General features: G+C 65.0%; 10 protein-coding genes. 3 read left to right on the top strand and 7 right to left on the bottom strand.

All coding sequences use genetic code 11. The annotated features are described in order from the left end of the window. Positions 1–10 precede the first annotated feature (10 nt). Positions 11–4,636 (bottom strand): DEAD/DEAH box helicase family protein, encoded by a 4,626-nt coding sequence (locus tag DYE23_RS04775; protein ID WP_115326635.1) that lies wholly within the window; start codon positions 4,634–4,636, stop codon positions 11–13. Then, a complete protein-coding gene (locus tag DYE23_RS04770; protein WP_235660326.1) occupies positions 4,633–7,986 on the bottom strand; it encodes a hypothetical protein in 3,354 nt (1,117 codons plus the stop codon). Before DYE23_RS04770 ends, DYE23_RS04775 begins: the two co-directional genes overlap by 4 nt. 294 nt (positions 7,987–8,280) lie before the next feature. Here DYE23_RS04770 and DYE23_RS04765 point away from each other — a divergent pair, with 294 nt between their 5' ends. Continuing rightward, complete coding sequence (locus tag DYE23_RS04765) at positions 8,281–9,246, top strand: DUF2293 domain-containing protein (RefSeq protein ID WP_172527710.1); 966 nt, start codon at positions 8,281–8,283, stop codon at positions 9,244–9,246. Between the two features lie 217 nt (positions 9,247–9,463). Here DYE23_RS04765 and DYE23_RS04760 read toward each other — a convergent pair whose 3' ends face one another. From DYE23_RS04760 to DYE23_RS04750, 3 genes are all read right to left on the bottom strand, one after another. Continuing rightward, positions 9,464–10,237 (bottom strand): hypothetical protein, encoded by a 774-nt coding sequence (locus DYE23_RS04760; RefSeq protein WP_115326632.1) that lies wholly within the window; start codon positions 10,235–10,237, stop codon positions 9,464–9,466. Further along, positions 10,225–11,508 carry a hypothetical protein gene (locus DYE23_RS04755; protein ID WP_235660325.1) on the bottom strand — a complete coding sequence of 428 codons (1,284 nt, stop codon included), beginning with the start codon at positions 11,506–11,508 and terminating at the stop codon, positions 10,225–10,227. Before DYE23_RS04755 ends, DYE23_RS04760 begins: the two co-directional genes overlap by 13 nt. A 148-nt stretch (positions 11,509–11,656) precedes the next feature. After that, on the bottom strand, positions 11,657–13,006 hold the full coding sequence (locus DYE23_RS04750) for an MFS transporter (protein ID WP_115326630.1): 1,350 nt from the start codon (positions 13,004–13,006) through the stop codon (positions 11,657–11,659). Between the two features lie 191 nt (positions 13,007–13,197). Between DYE23_RS04750 and DYE23_RS04745 the strand changes: the two genes are divergently transcribed. Then, the gene (locus tag DYE23_RS04745) at positions 13,198–14,526 is read left to right on the top strand and encodes an IS701 family transposase (RefSeq protein WP_435404778.1); all 1,329 of its coding nucleotides are present in this window, start codon (positions 13,198–13,200) and stop codon (positions 14,524–14,526) included. A gap of 34 nt (positions 14,527–14,560) precedes the next feature. After that, complete coding sequence (gene ponA2, locus DYE23_RS04740; protein WP_172527709.1) at positions 14,561–17,044, top strand: transglycosylase/D,D-transpeptidase PonA2; 2,484 nt, start codon at positions 14,561–14,563, stop codon at positions 17,042–17,044. A 70-nt stretch (positions 17,045–17,114) separates the two neighbouring features. Here the strand turns inward: ponA2 and DYE23_RS04735 are convergent, their stop codons facing one another. Together DYE23_RS04735 and DYE23_RS04730 are read right to left on the bottom strand one after the other, a co-directional pair. After that, the gene (locus tag DYE23_RS04735) at positions 17,115–18,566 is read right to left on the bottom strand and encodes a serine/threonine-protein kinase (protein ID WP_115326629.1); all 1,452 of its coding nucleotides are present in this window, start codon (positions 18,564–18,566) and stop codon (positions 17,115–17,117) included. Between the two features lie 90 nt (positions 18,567–18,656). Beyond that, entirely contained in the window at positions 18,657–20,042 is a 1,386-nt protein-coding gene (locus DYE23_RS04730; protein ID WP_115326628.1) for a WS/DGAT/MGAT family O-acyltransferase, read from the bottom strand. Positions 20,043–20,065 lie beyond the last annotated feature (23 nt).

Below are 20,065 nucleotides of genomic sequence, written 5' to 3'. Positions count from 1 at the left end.
AGTCCACTGCCTACACCACCTCACCCAGTAGCTGGAGCGCGGCACCTCGCGAAAGCTGTTCGTGTTCCTTCGCATTCCGGTATGTCCTTAGACATCCGTAACACGATGTCTCCAGGCCGCAGTCGCAGTTGTTGAGTCTCTCCACTGCGTTCTTCAGCACAGGACCGATGTTTGCCGCGATGACCTTGGCCGCTCCGGCGCCTCCCGGCACGGTGTCGTAGAGCACGATGCTCCGGCGCAGATCCGCACTCCACGCGAGAGTCCCCCCGATGTCGTCCCGGCTGATCTCCAGCGCCTCCGACGCACCCTCAATCAGTGCGTACAACGCGGACAGCCACACCGGCTCGTCATCGTTGTGGAAGTGCACGCCCTCGAACGTAAATTCGGCAACGTCAGACTGATATTGGTGTCCGAGAGAGAGAATCTCCAGCGGCCCACCGCAGTCGCGTCCATCCTCCGGACGCTGGTGCTTCTGCCGCTTGCTGCCGCGCTGGGGCATGGCCGCCCATCCGCACCAGTCGCACACGATGAAGCCCCCACCACCACCGTCCGACAGCACAGCCAACCGAGCCCTTATCCCCGCACGCGCTGTCACCTTCATGCCGCCTGCTCCGGCCCAGGTGTAGCTCGCGACCTCTTCACCTGCGTCCTCCACATAGCTTGAACCGTGCCAACGACTTTCAGGCGGTGTAGTGCCAACATCGCGGTTCTCGCGCTCCGCGACGAATCCGAACTCGGGCTTGACCAGCCGGCGCGTGGGTTTGAACGCGCTGTTACAGGTGGGGCAAGAGGCGGAGTCGTCGAGAGTGTGGCCGCTCTCAAACCGCTTACACACCTCGCAGATTCGGTACTCCAGCGGTACCAATCTGTGGCCCGGCACTTTCCGCAACCCCGCTGAAGTCCACACCTTTCCACCCGCGACCACCTGGTTACCGGGTGCGTACTCGTAAATCGCGAGAGCGAGATCACGGCCTAGTTCAAGTCGGCGGCCGATCGAGTCGGTCGCGTGCAGAGTCCGCAGTTCGACGGTGTCGACCGGGAACCCGTACTTCGGCAACACGTTCTTATTGGCCAAGAAACCAAGCAGTTCGCGCTTTTCGATCGTGTTCAGCGTGTCTTTCAGCTTCTCGGCAAGTCTGAACTTTCGTTCGCGCCCTGCTTCGTCGATCTGCTCATTGTAGAACTTGACGTCAGCCTTGACCTCGTCTTCGACGCTGGCGAGCAGCTCCACCAACACGTGGACCCAGCTTCCGTCGTGCACACCGATCTCTGCTTGGACCTCCAGCGGCAGTGCCGCTCGCAGCGCCTCGTGAACCTGGTCGGGTACTGGGTCGAGAAAGTGCCGCACGCGCGCCGCAGGAGAGTCCTCTCCCGCGGTCGATGATGTGAAGAACGGGCCGGCGTGCTTCCAGGTTGCGTCGTCGCGCTCCGCACGATGCCGGAAGTATGCGGCCAGAGCGATTGAATGGGCATGTCGGCGTGCGATTCTCGCGTTGTCGACCGGAACCCACGGGATACGCATCTGGCCGGCAATCATCGAGACCGGGTCCTGGAACTTTGCCAAGTCGTGGGGGCGGCGATTGGCATAGGTCACCACCAAAGCAGCAGAGGCGGCGCGCCGACCGGCACGCCCGGCGCGCTGTACGTAGTTCGCAGTCTTCGGCGGCATATTCCGCATCACCACAGATTGAAGGTCACCGACATCGACACCCAGCTCGAACGTCGTGGAACACGACAGCACGTTCACCCGTCCATCGATGAACTGGCGCTGAATCATGGCTGCTTCCTTTGAGTTCCACTGCGCTGTGTGTTCTTGGGAGCTCAATGGCGCCGACGTCATCGTTTGATAAACAACGCGGTAGTGGTTCGTGTCATCGGCGAGATTGGGCAGCGCGAATGGTTGCAGGGTGCCCACGCACCGACTGTTCGGACAGACGTGTCGTACCGAGTGAGCCGTCAGCGTCCTACAGGTGTCACACATGAACCACTCGTGTGAGCGGCCGTCCGCCAACGTCAGCATGGTGTGGTCCAGCTGGGACACCGATCCGAGTACGCGATCTGACTCCGCCGACAAATATCCGCCGGATTCGAGGAGCTTCCAGCACCCTTCGAGAATCTTGGCCGCCGGAACTTCGCTGTTCAGAGCAGCAAGGACCTTGGTTAAGAACACGATTCGACTGTTCGACGTTCCGGGTCGCCCGCTGGGGTTCCAGCTGATCACTTGCTTCTTAGCATCCGAACCCGTCGACCGCATGCGCACTGTGGCGTTGCGCGGGGCGAAGCGCTCGTCTTTGATGTCGACCCGCTCGAGCGGGCTGAGCGCTCCTTGCATCCTCGCGGTCTTTACAAGGATGTTCAGCAGAGCCCACGCCTCATCCTCATGCAACCCAAGCGAAGTCAATCCCCGCAACTGCACGCGTGAGTCGCGTTTGAGTTCAACCGACAGCAAGCCGAGTCCCTCAAGCGACTGTCGCGTCTCGAGAGTGATCAACTCGCCCATCACCCATTGATTGACTTCCTGCTTCTCCTCAATGGCGCCCATGGTTCGAGGGAAATGCCCGGCGGCCTGCGCCTTCTCCCGAGTGAGGAGAGCGAGGTCGCCAGTGTTCAAAGACTCTCCACCAGCGTCTCGCAGGGCTTCGGCCATATATCGACGTTCGAGTAACCGCGCATACGTTCTGTTCAAGTACGGTGCCGCGAATGCCGCAGCCTGGCGGGAGTCAGAAAACATCAACAGCTTTCGGCCAGCGCCCACCTGGTCGGCGGTCTCATCCGCCGCCTCCGGCAGCTGCTGGTAGAGCGCTGTCGTCACCACGGCGGGTGCCGCGTTCGTGTCAGTCCGCAACCGACGAATGCCTTGCCGCGATTGCGCCCCGCATTCCGTGCATCGCGTCATGATCTTCTTGGCCCGCGGATGTTCACGCACGGCCAATACCGGACCGCCGGTGCATTGCGCGTTGTCACATCGAGTCATCCCAGCCGCGCCGAGCAATCCGCATCCCGTGCAGAGGGTGCGGCTCGTCGGATCGACCGTCGCGTTCACCTCGTCCAGTGTGATCTCGTCCTCGTCGACAAGTGCGTCAACGCCCGCATCGGCAAGTACGAGCCAGTTGACCGCCCCGTCCGCTTTCTTCGTCGGAACGAAGAACTCCTCCCGCCCCCGCGAATCGATCTCCCCCGAAAGATGGACGGCGCCACAGCGACTACACGTACCAAACTCGAAGACAGCGCGGCCTGTCTCGGGATCGACTTCGTGCCGGCCAAGGAAGATGCGGGGACCTTGCTCGGTGAAGCTGGCGAAAGCTCCCTCGGTCGCACGCACGAAGAGGTGGTATCGGGCCGAGAGCACAGGGTGTCCGGTCTCGTCGTGGATGCGACTACCGAGCAACACCAGCGCGTCGAGCTTCTCGGGCGACTGCGGGTCATCGGGGAACAGATGCTCCTGGAGCTCGCGAACATCGCGCGGACCGCCGCTCAACCCTCGTCTGAGGCCGACAATCGCGGATTCGGAATGCAGTGCGGCGGCTGGCGTCGCGGCACCACCAAGTTGGGATAATTCGTGGTCCCGCGAGGCATCCGAGGCGTGGCGCAGGATCTGTTCCCCGGTGAGACGCCACGTTGCACTGTCGACATGAGCCTTACGGGTCGGCTTCACGAGGTCTTGACGCGAGCTGTCGCCATCGACGTACTCGAACGGAACGTCAAAGAGGTTGCTGGCGAACTGCATTGCTTCGCCGTTGGGATCGTTTCGGACACTCCCGGTCAGGGATGCTGATGTCGCAATGCATTGGACGCTCGAGTTCGGCGCGACCCGTTGTTTAAGGCGTCGCAGGAGCAAGGCGACTTCCGAGCCCTGCGCACCGTCGTAGACGTGCGCCTCGTCCATGACGATGAATTTCCAGGTCCCGCCGTGGGCGCCGTCGAACAGGTCGATATCGGCCGGTCGGATCAACAAATACTCGAGCATCGCGTAGTTGGTAAGCAGCAAATTTGGCGGAATGACCCGCATCTCTTCGCGACTGAGCAGTTCGTTCGCGAGGCGTCGATCTCCCGGATTGTTCTGCAGATAATCATTCTCTGCGTCCCTGGGTTTCTCAAGTGTCTCGCCGGTGTAGCGGCCGAACGTGATGTCGGGGAATACTTTGAGCACTGAGCGCAGTCGCTTGAGCTGATCGTTGGCGAGCGCATTCATCGGATAGAGCAGGAGCGCGCGCACACCGGGGCCGAGAGTTCCGTTGGCACGCTCCTCTAAGAGCGAGTTCAGGATCGGGATCAAGAAGCTCTCAGTCTTACCCGAACCCGTACCTGTGCTCACCACCAAGTTGCGGCCGGCGAGAAACTTCCGGATCGCAGTCTCCTGGTGAACGTAGAGCGGTTGCTCCACCGGAAAGCCGAGCTGCGCGAAGTCCTTGTGGAGAACGCCCTCATCCATCAGCTGCCGCGGTGTCGCACCCGTTTCGTAGGGCGGCGTCAACTCCAGAAGCGGTCCCTTGGTGAGCAGGCGCGTGGCATCGACCTCCGCGTCGAACGCCTCGGCAAGGCGCCCATCCCGCGGTGACAGCAGCGTCTTTAAGTAACGCTTGTAGCTGTCTTCAATCTGACGGGACGTCTCAAGCGGATCGAGCCGGTTCGTCATGAATCCTCTCCAGTGAGATCACCGCGGCGCATGTGAAGAATCAACGCTTCGGCGATCAACAGATCATTGGCGACCATGGTGGGACACAGATGCGCCATCGTCGCCCAGTTTCCGAGCAGTCCGCGGTTCAGGTACTGACCGGTGATCCGACCGTGAGCCTCAAGTCGAGCCAGCAATGCCAGAGTCAGAGACTCCACGGACATCAATACCCACGGATTGTCCTGCACATCAATGTCTTTAACATGTTCACGCCGGTTCATAAGCACTTCATACGCTGGTTGAGCGGCCCTTTTGATCGGTGTAAGCACCAGTGAGAGTTGCTGTGCATAGTTGACCGACCAGCCCGATTCCATCCACCCGGTTCGCTGCAGAAATGCCTCGTAGACGGCGGCGCGCAGATTGTCAGGGTGAAGTTGCGCTAGGGGCACCGAGTGCACCTCGCGAAGCTTGCTTTCAATCTGGCCACGCGGGACTGACACCATGGCCAACACGTTCTTGTCGAAGCACGCACCGCAAGCGGACGTACTCTTGCCAGTACTCAGAAGGTCCATCAGCGGATTGCCACCACGGTCCCGCAGATAGGACAGAGTCTCGGCTCTCTCCTCGGGCACCTCGGCACGTCGGTTATGGAGAGACGGCAGATCCGCGAGTTCCACCATGCACCCGAACCAAGGGTGGTTGTGGAGATCGTTCAGCGTGTCGTCCGCGGCGAAGCTGCTGTTAATGATTTCACTGCGAATCAGCATCGCCATCTTGTCGGCGGCCGGAATCGTACTGTCTCCCAACCGTTCCAAGGCACGCCGCGGGTCGTCGATCAGCACCTCGATCAACCCATGGAAGCGGTCCATCGCGTCGTCAGCATGCAGGCGAGCCAATGCCGCCCAAACCTCTGGCGCGGACCCAACGTTCTTGGGCGCTGATCGCATGGTGCCCAGATAGCGGGAGAGCTGAACCTGGAGATCCGTGCCGTCCTCGCGCCAGCCGAGCTGGTCGATACGAAAGGCGTTCTCGGAAGGGAAGACTGGCGCCTCGATAGCGACCCACGGATCATCTACGAAGAGTTGGCATCTCAACTCGCCGGCGTCGATAAGTCTCTCGGGAAGCGTAGCTACGCCGTCAATGACAGGTAGGACATCGGGCGCGACCCAGGGTGCTGTTGAGCTCCAGACATACGACGCGAGGTCGCTGATCTGAGCCGCATCGATGAATCGCAGCCGGCCCTCGTCAAGAACAACACCCGACGCGAGCTGACGCGCCTGGGCCATCAGCATCGTCACCTCGACGGGTCCGTCCGTCGTAAAGAGTGTCGCGACGAGCCGTCCTCCAGGGTTGGCGCGGGCGGTATCGGCGAACTGCTGGGTACGGCATTCGAACACATCACCCGGCCGTCGACGCGGGTTCTCATCGGTTTGAAGAAGTCCCCCACTGGCCGAGAAGTAACTCATCGTGGCGGCGGCGACGCCAGGCGCTCGAACAGCAATAAAGCGATCTTCGGCGAAGTCCTCCGGATCGCACACTGCCGGCGTCATGCGCCACGCGGCCGGAGTCCCCGCCTCGCCCGTTCGGACTTCGATGTGCGGCGGTCGAACCACGAGTTCTTCACTCGTGTCGTCCGCGTGGAGCTTGAACTTCGCCTCCAGTCGGCGCGAATCGAACTCAAAGGTGGACTCCGGCATGATCGAAAAGCCTTGGCCGAGAATCTCAGCCGTGCATGGCGTCAGCCCTCCCTCATCAGGGACGCGCACTGCCGCGCTGAAGGATGCCGCCAACCCCTCCGCCAGGAAGATGACGCAGCGGGCGTCGGCGCCCAGGGGACCGCTGACAACGATCTCGAAAAGTCCGAGTTGTGGTTCTTCTGCCTCGTCGAACGGGTCGACGCACGTTTCCTCGCGTTCGGCAGCCCAGTTCTCGTTGACGAGCCACTCGGAGTCGCCCAGATGACGCACCCGGACGTTCCACGATGGGCCAGGGTCTGATTGCGCCGGGGGCAGCATGACCCACGGCCTGGCGCCATATACGGTGCGTCCGTCATTGGTGTACAGGCCGATTACGGGCTCACCCAGGTCGAAGGACGGGCGGGCGTCCTTGCGGACCCACCGCTCGGTGCCCACTGTCGTTCCGTCGGCAGCTCGCAGCTGCAGCGCCGCCACGTCGTCAAGTTCGACGAAGGCGCTTCGCCATCCGTGCCAACCCGCGGGCACGCCAACGTCGCTGACATCGAGCGGCCTGGATGACTGTGGATCGACCAATTCGTAGAGGTCAGGGTAGACGGCCCACGTCGCGTCTTTCAGTCCGTCATTGCGAGCGATCCAGCGCCCCGCTCTATCGAACGTCAGCATCGGGTCGGCCTTGATGACAACCGGCAACGCTGAGCTGCCGTGGCCCGGGTGTGAGAACACCGTCTCACGCACCGGACTTGGTACTGCGACACGGACCGTCTGGGCATCGCTGCCCCACTTGCGCGCAGGGTGAACGTCGCGCACCTCGCCGTCGAAAGACACCCGCCACGGCAGGTCGTTGTCCACCTCGGGCGTCGGCAGGATGAGCACAATCTCGTCATCGTCGACGTTGTAGATGATCGCCGGCTGCGACGAGTTTCTCGCCACCAGCCGCTTACGCTCGAACCGCAGAGGCTCCTCCCGGAGCTGCTCAATCAGCTCACGGAGCAGAACGCTGGGCAGCCCAGTTGTCGACGCATCAAGGTGCAGATCGAACAGCGTCGGATCCGCCGTCGCCGCTTCGACGAATTCGATGATGCGGTCGAGGATGTCGATGGCAAACTCTGCGCCGTTCACCAGGAAGTTCCGCACCGGAACGTCCAGATCCGCGGCCCGATGCTCCTTGCCGGGTTCGTGTAGCCATTCGACCAGTGCAGCGCCACGCGCGGGGCGCCCCTGCGCGATGTGATCGTTGATGAGTTTGAGGAGGTCACGCAGGCAATGCACGGGAATGCCGGCGTGCAGGGCCAGCATCATGACGTACCTGTACGCGGCAGCCCTTTCGATGTCGGGGAAACGTGCGAGGGAGAACTTGTCGAGAAACTTTGTGAGATTGCGACGGATCGCGCTTTCGAAGTCCTGATCCTGGCCGCAACCCAGCTCTTCCCAAAAGCTGTCCCAGTATCGTCCCTGGTCGTAGTCCAAAGATGCGTGGCCGACGAGTACCAACAGCGTCAGCGCCGGGTAGGTCTTTAGGAAGCCGTCGTGAGTCTCACCGCGAGCGAGCAGATGCCGCGCGGCAGCGCCATACCGCTTTTGAGCTTCCCGAACCTCGTGTTCGCTGAAGTCCGTCTCCACGACGAGCTTGACCGGCATTAAGCGCTGACGCCACTCGTACTCGTGATCGCTCATCCACGCTGAAAGCGACACTGCTTCGATCCCCCACCGTCAAAACGAATATTGACGCACTGTAAATTATTGCACTGCCAAATTTCCCCGTAAGGCACCAGTTAACTAGTGCCGGTTACTGTTGGGAAGAGCCCCCTCACCGATTCTGACGCCTTGATGCTTGCGGAGGGAATCAGGGAACTCCCCAGTCCTTAGCCGATCAGGCATGTACCGGGTACATGCCTGCGGGGAATTCCTCGCGCAATCCATAGAATGGCCGCAGCTCATGTCAGTGGATGGTCATACCCTGCGAATGTGATGTCAGGACTCGACTCTCGCGTTGAGCAGATCGCGGATGACGCCTTGGCCGATCAGCAGTTCGTGACGCCCCTCGATGTCATGCTCGGCCTGGGCTGGGCCGCAAAGGCGAAGGTCGATCTGTGGCTGGCGGGGTTCGTGACGTCACTCGACCGCTGTCTTCGCGTCACCCCGACCGCGACGCACGACGCGATCGACACATTGAGTGCCTGGGCACACGAGAGCGGCCTGCAACCGTGGGAAACCGATTACGCCGGGCTCGCTTTCAGCGATGATCCGGCATATGAGCGTGCCTTCCGCATCCGCTGGGCGCCCAGTGACACTCCAGCGCCCAAGACCCCGTCCCCGCGGCCGACCGTGCGCATCGAGTACCTCAAAGTGGACTGCGACAACTGCGGCGGCATCCACAAACCGATCGTCAGCACCAACGGCGGCGGCTTCTGCCTCGATTGTGCCGGCCTCGGCCATCTGGTGTACCTGCCGGCCGGCGATGCCGCGCTGACCCGTCGAACGACCAAGACCGCCCGCCTGACCATCGCCGTCGGTCGCGTCCACACGCGACGGTCACTAGAGGGCGTACTGGCCGAGCAGCGCGACATCGAGTATGCAGCGCAGCAGTGCCTCGCCGACGACCACCGAAATGCGCACACCGACGATCTGGGACGTAACACCGCCGACGGTATACGCGCCGAATTCCCCGGCTGCCCACCCGCGCGGGCGGGCGGAATCGCCCGCTTTCTTGCGGTGTACGGGGGCTATTCCCCCAACGCCTGCAAGCACCCCGACACCATCTGCGAATGGGCCGCAGCATCCGTCCGTCACATCGACACTGGCTACGACAATCTCATCCTGTCTGGAGTCGGACCCCTTGACGCGCGCCGTCGAGTGCAGCCCCGCGTCGACGACATTCTGGGTACCTGGCGCAGCGGCATCATCGACCTGGACGCCCCCGATCCGGTGAGATAGCCATCAGGGTCGCGGCGGTAGGCCGATCTACAGCCTTGAGTGCCATCTCGGCGCAGTCCTGTTTCGATTGTTTCAATCGGAGCGATAGCTTCCGGCATGGCTGGCCCACTTGGGGCCTTGCCGAGATTCACGCGCTGGCCGGCCAGCGGGACGAGCTCCCATCCGGTCGGCCAGGTGATCAAGCGCCCTCCGGCGCGGTGGCCTGCGCACGACCGCGCTACGTCAGATCGAAACGCCCGTCCTCGAGCCGCTCCCCAACTCGACTGTCCACCAACTCCATCCGGTCTTCGGGGTGTCGCCAGTAGTGCCGCACCAGCCAGTACAACGCCACACCGCGGGGCAGGTAGATGTCGGCGACGCTGATGATCTCCTCACGGCCGTCCGGAAGTCGTAGCACCACCGCCCTACGCGCCCTTCGTGTTTCGGCATGGTCGACGACATCGACCACGTCATCCCATTCGAAGACCCGCGTCGAGAAAATATCGGCGTTCTCCACCATGGCCGGTGTCAGTTTGACGTGACCCACTCCCCCGCGACGCCACGCGGTGACCAACCCCGCAGCGCCTATGAGGGTGACCAGTCCGGCGGCGAACGACCCGAAGGTCCGCATCCCCGCACTGAGCGGTAAGTCGATAAGGCCCTGCGGGGCAAGAAAGGAAAATAGCACGCCGCTGGGGATGAACACCACCATGCATCCGAGGATCAGCATGCTGAAGCGCCTGTCCGGCCACACCGTGAAACCCGTTGCGTCCGTGCTTGTCCGCGGTGAGGTCCGCCCCGACAGCACCAGACCCACCGCCGCCACCATCAACGCGATAGAAGCCGCCGGTCCGAGTGCCACCACCGTCGTCAGGTAGTTGCCGCGGAACGCGGCCATCACCGCCCAGTAGAGGTACGCCGCCGCGACAGCCAAACCGACAACTGCTGCGAGCGCACCGATCCGGTTCGCCGCGCGCCACCCGGCCGGCTCTGGAAGTTCTAGTACGGACACACCACATCCCCTACGAACTTGCCCAACTCGGCACCTCCGAACGCTCCGATGCCCCCGAGTACGAGCGCACCCAGCGGAACCGTGACGGGTGCGGCCGGCCCGCCGAACGCCCCCAGCGCTGCACCGGCCTCCGCCATCCCCCATCCCGCTCCGCCGCCGGCCACACCGGACACGAACGCAATGCATCGATCCTTTCCCGAATCCGCCATCACCATGTCGAACACCGTCGTCGCCGCCCCCAGCGCGGGTCCACCGACTTTCATACTCTTGCCGATGTTTTCGAGGGACTCAGCAGTGACCATCGGCAGCGAGCCGCCCCTGGTGATGTGAGCCTCCAACCCCGACATGGCGGCGCCGGTTCCCAGGGACATCTGATCGATCAGCTCGACAGGGACCGCACTGTGCCGACCATCGGCCGTCGTGAAGCCCCCGGTGCGATACCCGGTCGGGTCCATCGACATTGTCCAATTGGAACCGTCGGCATAGGTGATCGAGGTGTAATCGCAGTCGTTGGACAGGTCGTGCCACGAACTCGTCCTGGCGATGAAGTCCCCGCTCTTGTCGAACTCCTCGATCTGGTAGAAGTTCTGCTTGCTGGGCCACTCGAACGGATCCATCCGCGTCTTGACGATCCTGCTGCCGTCCTGCTTGATCACCGTCGTCACCTCCTCGCCGTACTCGTTCGTCGAGTCGATGACCTCTCGTACGTTCTGCTGTTGATCGGCCGACCGCATCGACTCCTGCGCCACCACACCCGCCGCGGTGCGCGGATCAGGCACCTCGTCCGCAGGACGCTGCGCAGCGGGCAACAACAGGTCGCCGAGACCGGTCGGCTGTCCCGGCTCGACGAACCCGAATTCGGCGCCGGCCACGAGCACCGCCTCGGCGACGGCGTCGTCGGCCTCGTCGACCGCGATCAGCAGCTGGTTGAGGACTGCCTGTTCCTGGCGGGCCCTGGCCTGCAGCGTGGCCATCTCCCTCTCCGACATCATGACCGGGTCGACCAGAACCACCCACTGATCGGTCACGCTCAGCGGCCCAGCGTCGACTTCCTCGGCCTTGGACAACAACGCCGTGCGCGCGCTCCCGATCGATCCCGCCCCGCTGGCCAATGCCACAGCTACCGCGTCGGTGTACTCGGAGAACCGCTCGGCCTCCGCGTCGGCGCGGCCGAACATCCTGCCCGCCGCATCATGGGCCGGCCCCGACCACGCTCGGACGTCCGGGAACCGTCCCAGGGCGTCGTCGATGCCCGATACCGCGTCCTTCACCGAAACACCGGATGTCGCGACTGCGCCCGCCGTGGCGCCCAACGAATCCGGCCTCCAGCCGGCTAGGGTCGATCTAGACGGCAACACCGCTCCGATTCTGCCCCCTCCACGACTACCCCTGGTGCACCAATTGACCGACGTCGACGCCCTAGACCCGCGTGAACGCCGCCCCGCGCTCCCGATCCAGATGCGTCTCCGACTTGTTCCGCAGGAAGAACACATAGACCACCAGCGATACCGCCACACACACCGTCACGTACGCGATGAACAGCGGCACGTGCCCCTGCTCTTTCGCCGCCTGGTAGATCAGCGGTGCCGTCCCGCCGAAGATCGAATTCGCCAGTGCGTAGCCGATTCCCACGCCCAACGCGCGCACATGCGCCGGGAACAGCTCCGACTTCACCAGCGCGTTGATCGACGTGTACCCCGTCAAGATCACATAGCCGCCCGCCACCAACGCGAAAGACACGAAAGGCGAGCTACTTTCGGGCAGGAACGTGATCAGGATATAGGTGTAGAACAACGCCCCGACTCCGAAGGACACCAGCATCGGCTTGCGGCCGATCTTGTCGCTGATCATTCCCCCGACCGGCTGCAGCAGCATCAGGAAGATCAGCCCGATCAGGTTCACCCACGTCGCCGTCATCCCGTCGTCCTTGAACGCGGTCTTCACGATCGCCGGCGCATTCACGCTGTAGGTGTAAAACGCGACCGTGCCGCCCATCGTGATCAGGAAGCACATCAGCAGCGGCCGCCAGTAGTCGGTCAACAGCGTCCGCATCGAGCCCGCACCCGGATCCGCCCCCGCGCGCGCCGCCTCGATGACCTCCTCGGACAGCGACTCGTCCATCGTGCGCCGCAACCAGAACACCACGATCGCCGCCACACCGCCGATGGCGAACGCTATGCGCCAACCGAACTCGCGCATCTGAGCATCCGACAGGAACGTCTGCAGGATCAGCAGCGTGAACTGCGCCAGCACATGCCCGCCGACCAGCGTCACGTACTGGAACGACGAGAAGAACCCGCGGCGCTCCCGCGTCGCCGCCTCCGACATGTACGTCGCCGACGTGCCGTACTCCCCGCCCGTCGCAAAGCCCTGCACAAGCCGCGCCAGGATCAGGATGATCGGCGCCGCGATGCCGATCGACGCCTGCGACGGCACCAGCGCGATCACCGCCGAGCACAACGCCATCAGCGACACGCTGAACGTCAACGCCGCCCGCCGCCCCCGCCGGTCGGCGAACCTTCCGAAGAACCACGACCCCACCGGCCGCATCACGAACGTGATCGCGAAGATCGCGTACACGTACACCGTGGAGTTCTTGTTGTCCTCGGCGAAGAACTGGCCCTCGAAATACGTTGCGAACACGGTGTAGACGTAGACGTCGTACCACTCGACGAGGTTTCCCGACGATCCGCGCAGCGTGTTCCAGATTGCCCGCCGGGTCTCGGCGGGACTGGACCGCGGTGCTGTTACGACGGTGTTCGCGGTCATCGACGTCCTCCCCAGTGTGTACTTCGACGGATGCCGCTTGCTCGACGTCTGAGCACGCTACTCCGCCCCGATCACATCGGCCGAAGCACACACCCGACACCGCCGGCCGTCCTAGTACTACAGCCGTAGATCGTTGCTCGTCGGCGTGTTTGCCTTGCTGGATTGGGTGACCGCGGCATCGTTCGGAGTTTGTGAGAACTAACGATGATGCCGCGGTCGCCGCGGCTTACAGGGTAGACGTTGATCGGTGGCGAAGTGGCTTTGATGAGGTGCTGGATCGGGTCGCGTCACGGTTCGCTCGGTGCGAGCCGCTGCGCAACGCCGGCGCGTTGATGCTCGGGTTGGTCTGTGACATTGACCGTAAGAACTGTTGGACGCTGGCCGAGCGTTGCGGCCACAGCAGCCCGGACCGGATGCAGCATCTGCTGGCGCGGGCGAAGTGGGACGCCGAGGGAGTGCGTGATGATCTTCGCGCCTACGTGGTCGACCACCTCGGCGATGACGAGGCGATCCTGATCGTCGATGAGACTGGAGACGTGAAGAAGGGCACTCATACCGTCGGGACTCAGCGCCAGTACACCGGTACCGCGGGCAGGATCGAAAACGCCCAAGTCGCTGTGTATTTGGCCTATGCGGGGCCCAACAGTCACGCACTGGTGGACCGCGAGCTATACCTGCCGAAGTCGTGGATCGACGACTCGGAACGCCGTCAGTGCGCCGGGGTGCCCACCGATGTCGAGTTCGCCACCAAACCTGCGCTGGCCGAGCGGATGATCACTCGTGCTGTGGCCGCCGGAGTCCCTGCGCGATGGGCCACCGGCGACGAGGTCTACGGCGCCGACCCCGACCTGCGCGCCGCGATCGCCGCCCAGGGGCTGGGCTATGTGCTGGCCGTCGGGTCCAATCGCACCGTCACCACCAGTACGGGCAGCCAGCGAGTAGACGAGCTTGCCCGGTCTCTGCCGCGGCGGGCCTGGCGGCGCGTCAGCGCCGGAACCGGCGCCAAGGGCCAACGCTGGTACTCCTGGACGTTGGTCGAAATCACCGACGCCGAGCCCGGCCACCATCACCTGCTGGTGCGCCGCAACGACAAGACCGCTGAATTGGCCTATTACCGCTGCTACAGCCCCAATCCGGTCACCCTGGCCGACTACGTACGGGTCGCCGGGCGGCGCTGGAAGGTCGAGGAATCGTTTCAAGCCGGCAAGGGCCTGGCCGGGCTCGACGAGCACCAGGTACGGACCTGGACCTCTTGGCACCGCTGGGTCACCCTATCCATGCTTGCCCATGCCTTCCTCGTCGTCACGACCGCCGCTCAACGGCGCAGCGACGAACCCGACGACCAGACCGGCCAGACACTGATCACGTTGACAGTCAATGAATTCCGCAGACTCTTCATCGCCCTGGTATTGCAGCCGCTACACGCGGTTGCCGACGTCCTCGCCTGGTCCACCTGGCGGCGACGACATCAAACGAGAGCCCGCACCTACCATTACCGCAAACAACATCAACAACAATGAACGCTATCTACGGCTGTAGTACTAGGCTGGCGTGATGCGCGACCGACGTCGGGCACAGGTGATCGCCGCCGGCAAGCTGGCCGGCTGCGTCCTGATCGCGGGTCTGCTCGTCGCCGCACTGATGTTCCCGTTAGTGGGCGGCGCCGGCACGGTGGTCATGCGCGTATCCAACTCCGCGACCGACGAATCCGCCGACCTGATCAACGGCGAACTGCCGCGCGTGTCCACCATGGTCGATGCCTCCGGGAAACCCATCGCGTGGCTCTACGAGCAACGCCGCTGGGAGGTGCCCAGCGACCGGATCTCCGGCGCGATGAAGCTCGCCATCATCTCCATCGAGGACAAGCGGTTCACCGAACACAACGGCGTCGACTGGCAGGGCACCCTGACCGGCCTGGCCGGCTACCTGCGCGGCGACAAAGGGGTCCGCGGCGGGTCGACGCTGGAACAGCAGTACGTCAAGAACTTCAACCTGCTGGTACGCGCGAAGACCGACGCCGACCGGCGCGCCGCGGTCGCCGTCACCCCCGCACGCAAGCTGCGCGAGATCCGGGCAGCCCTGGCCATGGACAAATTGCTGTCCAAGACCGAGATCCTGACCCGCTACCTGAACCTGGTGGCGTTCGGCAACGGGGCCTTCGGCGTGCAGGAAGCCGCGCGCACCTACTTCGGCATCGACGCCGCCGACCTCGACTGGGCGCAGGCGAGCCTGCTCGCCGGGATGGTGCGCTCCACCAGCCTCCTCGACCCGTACACCAACCCCGACGACGCGCTGGCGCGGCGCAACATCGTGCTCGACACGATGATCGACAACCTGCCCGAGCACGCCGACGAACTGCGTGCCGCCAAGGCCCAGCCGCTCGGGGTGCTGCCGCGACCCGCTCCCCTGCCGCAGGGCTGCATCGCCGCCGGCGACCGGGGCTTCTTCTGCGAATACGCGATGCGCTACCTCGCTCGAGCGGGCCTGAGCATGAAAGACGTCGCACGCAACGGCTACCTGATCCGCACCACGCTGGACCCGAAGATCCAGGCCGGCGTGAAATCGGCCGTCGACCACTACGCCGAGCCGACCACCCCCGGTGTGGCCAGCGTCATGAGCGTGATCCTCCCCGGCAAGGACGCCCACCGGGTGGTCGCGATGGCCGACAATCGCAGCTACGGGCTGGATCTCAACGCCGGGCAGACGGTGCAGCCGCAACCGTTCACCCTCGCCGGCGACGGCGCCGGGTCGATCTTCAAGATCTTTACCACCGCCGCAGCGCTGGAGATGGGTCTGGGCATCAACGCCACCCTGGACGTGCCGCAGACGTTCCGCGCCACCGGCCTGGGCGACAGTACCGAACCGGGATGCCCACCGAAGACCTGGTGCGTGAAGAACGTCTCTGGCTTCGCCGGCCAGATGAACGTCACCGATGCGCTGGCGAAATCACCCAATACCGCGTTCGCCAAACTGATCTCGCAGATCGGGGTGCCCCGCGCGGTGGACATGGCCGTCCGGCTCGGGCTGCGCTCCTACACCGAGCCCGGGTCCGCCCGCGTCTACGATCCCGAAACCGACGAGAGCATCGCCGATTTCGTCAAGCGGCAGAACATCGGCTCTTTCACGCTGGGCCCCTTCGAGCTCAACGCCCTGGAGTTGACCAATGTCGCGGCGACGCTGGCCTCCGGCGGCATGTGGTGCCCGCCGAGCCCCATCGACAAGGTCTTCGACCGCCACGGCAACGAGGTCCCGCTGCAGACGCCGCCCTGCGAGCAGGTGGTCCCCGAAGGGCTCGCCAACGCGATGGCCAACGCGCTCGGCAAGGACCACACCAGCGGAACCGCCACCGGCGCAGCGGGTTCGGTCGGATGGGATCTACCGATGTCCGGCAAGACCGGCACCACCGAGTCGCACCGGTCCTCGGCGTTCCTCGGGTTCACGAATCGCTACGCCGCCGCGAACTACATCTTCGACGACTCCCCGTCGCCGTCGGGTCTGTGCTCCTACCCCCTGCGCAAGTGCGGCGACGGCGATCTGTACGGCGGTACCGAACCCGCGCTGACCTGGTACCGGGCCATGAAACCGATCGCCGAGGACTTCGGTCCGGTCGCGCTGCCGCCCACCGAACCCCGCTATGTCGACGGCGGCCCGGGCAGCGAGGTGCCCAGCGTCACCGGGATGAAGCTCGACGCAGCGCGGAACAAGTTGGTAGAGAGCGGCTTTCAGGTCTCCCCCGATCCGACCGCGATCAACAGCAACTCGGCGAGGGGCACAGTGGTGGGGACGTCACCGCGCGGTAAGACGATCCCCGGCTCGATCGTCACGATCCTCACCAGCAACGGCATCCCGCCCGTGGTCTACCGTCCACCGCCACCGCCCAGCGCACCGCCACCTCCACCGCCCGGGGACGCGCCGCCGCCACCGCCTCCGCCGAACGTCATCGAGATCCCGGGGCTGCCGCCGATAGTGCTGCCGTGGCCGGCGCCCCCTCCGCCGCCGCCCCCTCCACCGGCACCACCCCCGCCGCCGCCGGCGTGAGGCCGCGAGATTGCAGTCAGGGCTGTGGAATCGGCACGCCCGCAACCCTCAGCGCAATCTCGAGGCCGGGTCACTGCGCGGAGCCGTACTCCAACGCCGGCTCCGCGGAATCCACACTCCCGCCGCTGGAGATCGTCAACTGATCCGGCTGCACGTCATAGCGGGCACCGTCCGAGCCCGTCACGGTGAAACCGTCACCGGAGCGCCGCGCCCCGTCGATCTCGCGATTCGCGCCGTCCCGCAACCGCTCCCCGCGGTAGTAGTAGTCGCCGTCCCCGCGGTCGCAGATGATCGCCAGCGACAGCGACGTCCGGATCAGCGCCGCGGGCGTGTCCCCCGAATCGCAGCGGGCCGTATGTCCCACGAAGCCTTGCGAATCCGTGCCCGACACCCCGTCGACGGCCGACGTGGTCGGCGGTGTCGTCTCCGACGACGAGGACGGCGGTGCCGCGATGCGGGGCGGCTGCGGGTCCGAGCCGCCGGTGAACACCAGCACCAACGCCAGCACCGCGGCCGCGACGAACATCACGACGATCCCGGCCACCAGCGCGGCCTGCCCCCGCCCGGCCTTCCGCGCCGGGGCCACCGGTGCAGGCGCCGGCGGCGGGGTCATCGCGGGATGCACCCCGGAGAACTGCCGCGTCGACGGCGGCGCCACCGGGGCCACCGGCTCGGCATCGGGTGCCGCAGCGGCCGCGGCGGCCGCCGCGCGGGCCAGCTCGCCCGCAGTGGCGTAGCGCTCGGCCGGGTTCTTCGCCATCCCGCGGGCGATCACGTCGTCGAACGCGCGGCTGACCCCGCGGCGCATGATGCTCGGCCGCGGCGGTGCGGCGAACATGTGCGCGCTCCACACCTGCCGCACGTCGGCCGCCTCGAACGGCGCGCGGCCCGTCAGCGACTCGTACAGCAGGCAGGCCAGCGAGTAGATGTCCGACGCGGGCCCGCCGCGTTCCCCGCTGAAGCGTTCGGGCGCCATGTAGGCGCTGGACCCGACGACCAGACCGGTCGAGGTCACCGACGCCTCCCCGCCGCCGTGGGCGATGCCGAAGTCGACCAGGTAGGCGAAGTCGTCTCCGGTGAGCAGCACGTTCTCCGGCTTGATGTCGCGGTGCACCAGCCCGTTGGCGTGCGCGTCGTCCAGCGCCGCGGCCACCTGCCGGATGATCGACACCGCCCGCGCCGGCTGCAGCGGGCCGTCGCTGCGCAGCACCTCTTTGAGGCTGGAGCCCTCGACCAGTCGCATGTCGATGTAGAGGACGCCGTCGATCTCGCCGAAGTTGTGCACCGGGATCACGTGCGGCTCCTGCAGCCGCGCCGCCACCCGCGATTCGCGTCGGAACCGCTCCTGAAAACTGTGGTCGGCCGCCATCTCGGGGCGCAGCAGCTTGATCGCGACCATGCGCTCCCGCGCGGTGTCGTAGGCGCGGTACACCTCGCCCATTCCCCCGACCCCGATCACGGAGTGCAACTCGTACGGCCCGAACCGGGTACCCAACCGAGCGCCACCCTGCGGGGTGCTCACATGCACTCCTTCCGTCGACGACCAGCAGCCGACGTCTAGGCTTCCCGCTTCGCCCGCACTCTTAACCGCCGGGGTGCCCGCCGAGGGATATCAGCTGCGTGCGAGCAGGTCGGCCAGCTCGGCGTCGAAGCGGTCGGCCAGATCCCACAGGTCATCGGTGAGTTTCGGGCACGAGATGATGCCGACGTTGAGCTTGTCACCCATCGACATCACCGTGATGTTCAGGCCGGATCCCGGGAAGATCGGGCCCAGCGGGTACAGGCCGGTGATCTCGGCCCCGCCGCTGTAGAGCGTGGTCGGCGGGCCGGCGACGTTGGAGATGATCACGTTGTGGATCGCGGTGTTGCCCAGCGAGGTCCGCGACAGCCCGCCGAGCAACCATCCGAACATGGTGCGCGACACCGACTGCGCCAGGTCCATCAACATGGACGGGCCCAGCGACCCGCTGTGTTCCTTGGCCCGCACGTTCGAGGCGCCGATCGCGTACAGGCGGTCCAGCGGATCCTCGATGTCGGTGTGCAGGTTGCAGAACATGCCCGAGAGCTGGTTTCGGCCGGGACGGTCGGTCTGACCGTGCACCGAAGACGGGACGACGGCGATCAACGGCTTGTCCGGCAGTGCGCCGCGCTCGTCCAGGTATCCGCGCAACGCGCCCGCGCACAGCGCCATCACCACGTCGTTGACCTTCACCTCGGCCTGGTTCTTGACCTTCTTGACGTCGTCGAGGTCCAACTGCGCGAACGCAATGTTTCGGTCGGAGGTCAACGGGGCGTTGAACGGTGTCGACGGCGCCGAGAACGGCAGGGCCATCGCGTTCCCCGAGAAGGCGCGACTGACGGTGTTGGTGACCAGCGACGTCGCGACCGGCACCACGCGCGTGAGCTGCCAGGGTCGCGTCACGACCCGCCAGAGCCCGTCCGCGGCGATCTCCCACGTGCTCGCGCCCGTCGGCGCGTCGACCGGGTCGGGCGGCGGGGCGTCGGGTTCGGTGTCCAGCAGCTTCGCGAGCAGGTCGGCCGCAGACACACCGTCGACGGCGGCGTGATGGACCTTGAGCAGCAGCGCCAGCCGTCCGTCCTCGCGCGCGGCACTGCCGCCCACGCCCTCGATCACCCACATCTCCCACAACGGCTTGCTGCGCTCCAGCGGCATCCCGATGAGGCGTCCGCAGAGCTCGGCCAGCTCGTCGCGTCCCCCGGGTTCGGGCAGCGCGACCCGGTTGAGGTGCCGGGTGAGGTCGAAGTCGTCGTCCTCCACCCAGACCGGATGGTCGAAGTTCAGGTCGTTGTCGGCGAGCTTGGTGCGGAACTCCGGGATGGCGGGCACCCGGGAGGCGAGATGGTCGCGGAACTTCGCGAACGTGTAGCCGCCCGGGACGGTCGAGGTGTCCAGTTCGGTCACCGAACACACGTGCAGCGGCACCGTGGGAGATTCGCTGTACAACATCCCCGCGTCGAGACCGCTCAGGCGTTCCATGGCGCCCGCGTACCCAATGTGAC

The organism is Mycolicibacterium gilvum, from assembly GCF_900454025.1.
In the GTDB taxonomy this organism is placed as follows: domain Bacteria; phylum Actinomycetota; class Actinomycetes; order Mycobacteriales; family Mycobacteriaceae; genus Mycobacterium; species Mycobacterium gilvum.
Note: the sequence above shows the minus strand (reverse complement) of the source record. Positions and strands in the feature narration are given on the sequence as shown.

Coding starts and splice junctions, on each gene's coding strand:
- DYE23_RS04750 (WP_115326630.1), bottom strand. CDS start 13,006: ATGACCGCGAACACCGTCGTAACAGCACCGCGGTCCAGTCCCGCCGAG.
- DYE23_RS04770 (WP_235660326.1), bottom strand. CDS start 7,986: ATGAGCGATCACGAGTACGAGTGGCGTCAGCGCTTAATGCCGGTCAAG.
- ponA2 (WP_172527709.1), top strand. CDS start 14,561: ATGCGCGACCGACGTCGGGCACAGGTGATCGCCGCCGGCAAGCTGGCC.
- DYE23_RS04765 (WP_172527710.1), top strand. CDS start 8,281: ATGTCAGGACTCGACTCTCGCGTTGAGCAGATCGCGGATGACGCCTTG.
- DYE23_RS04775 (WP_115326635.1), bottom strand. CDS start 4,636: ATGACGAACCGGCTCGATCCGCTTGAGACGTCCCGTCAGATTGAAGAC.
- DYE23_RS04730 (WP_115326628.1), bottom strand. CDS start 20,042: ATGGAACGCCTGAGCGGTCTCGACGCGGGGATGTTGTACAGCGAATCT.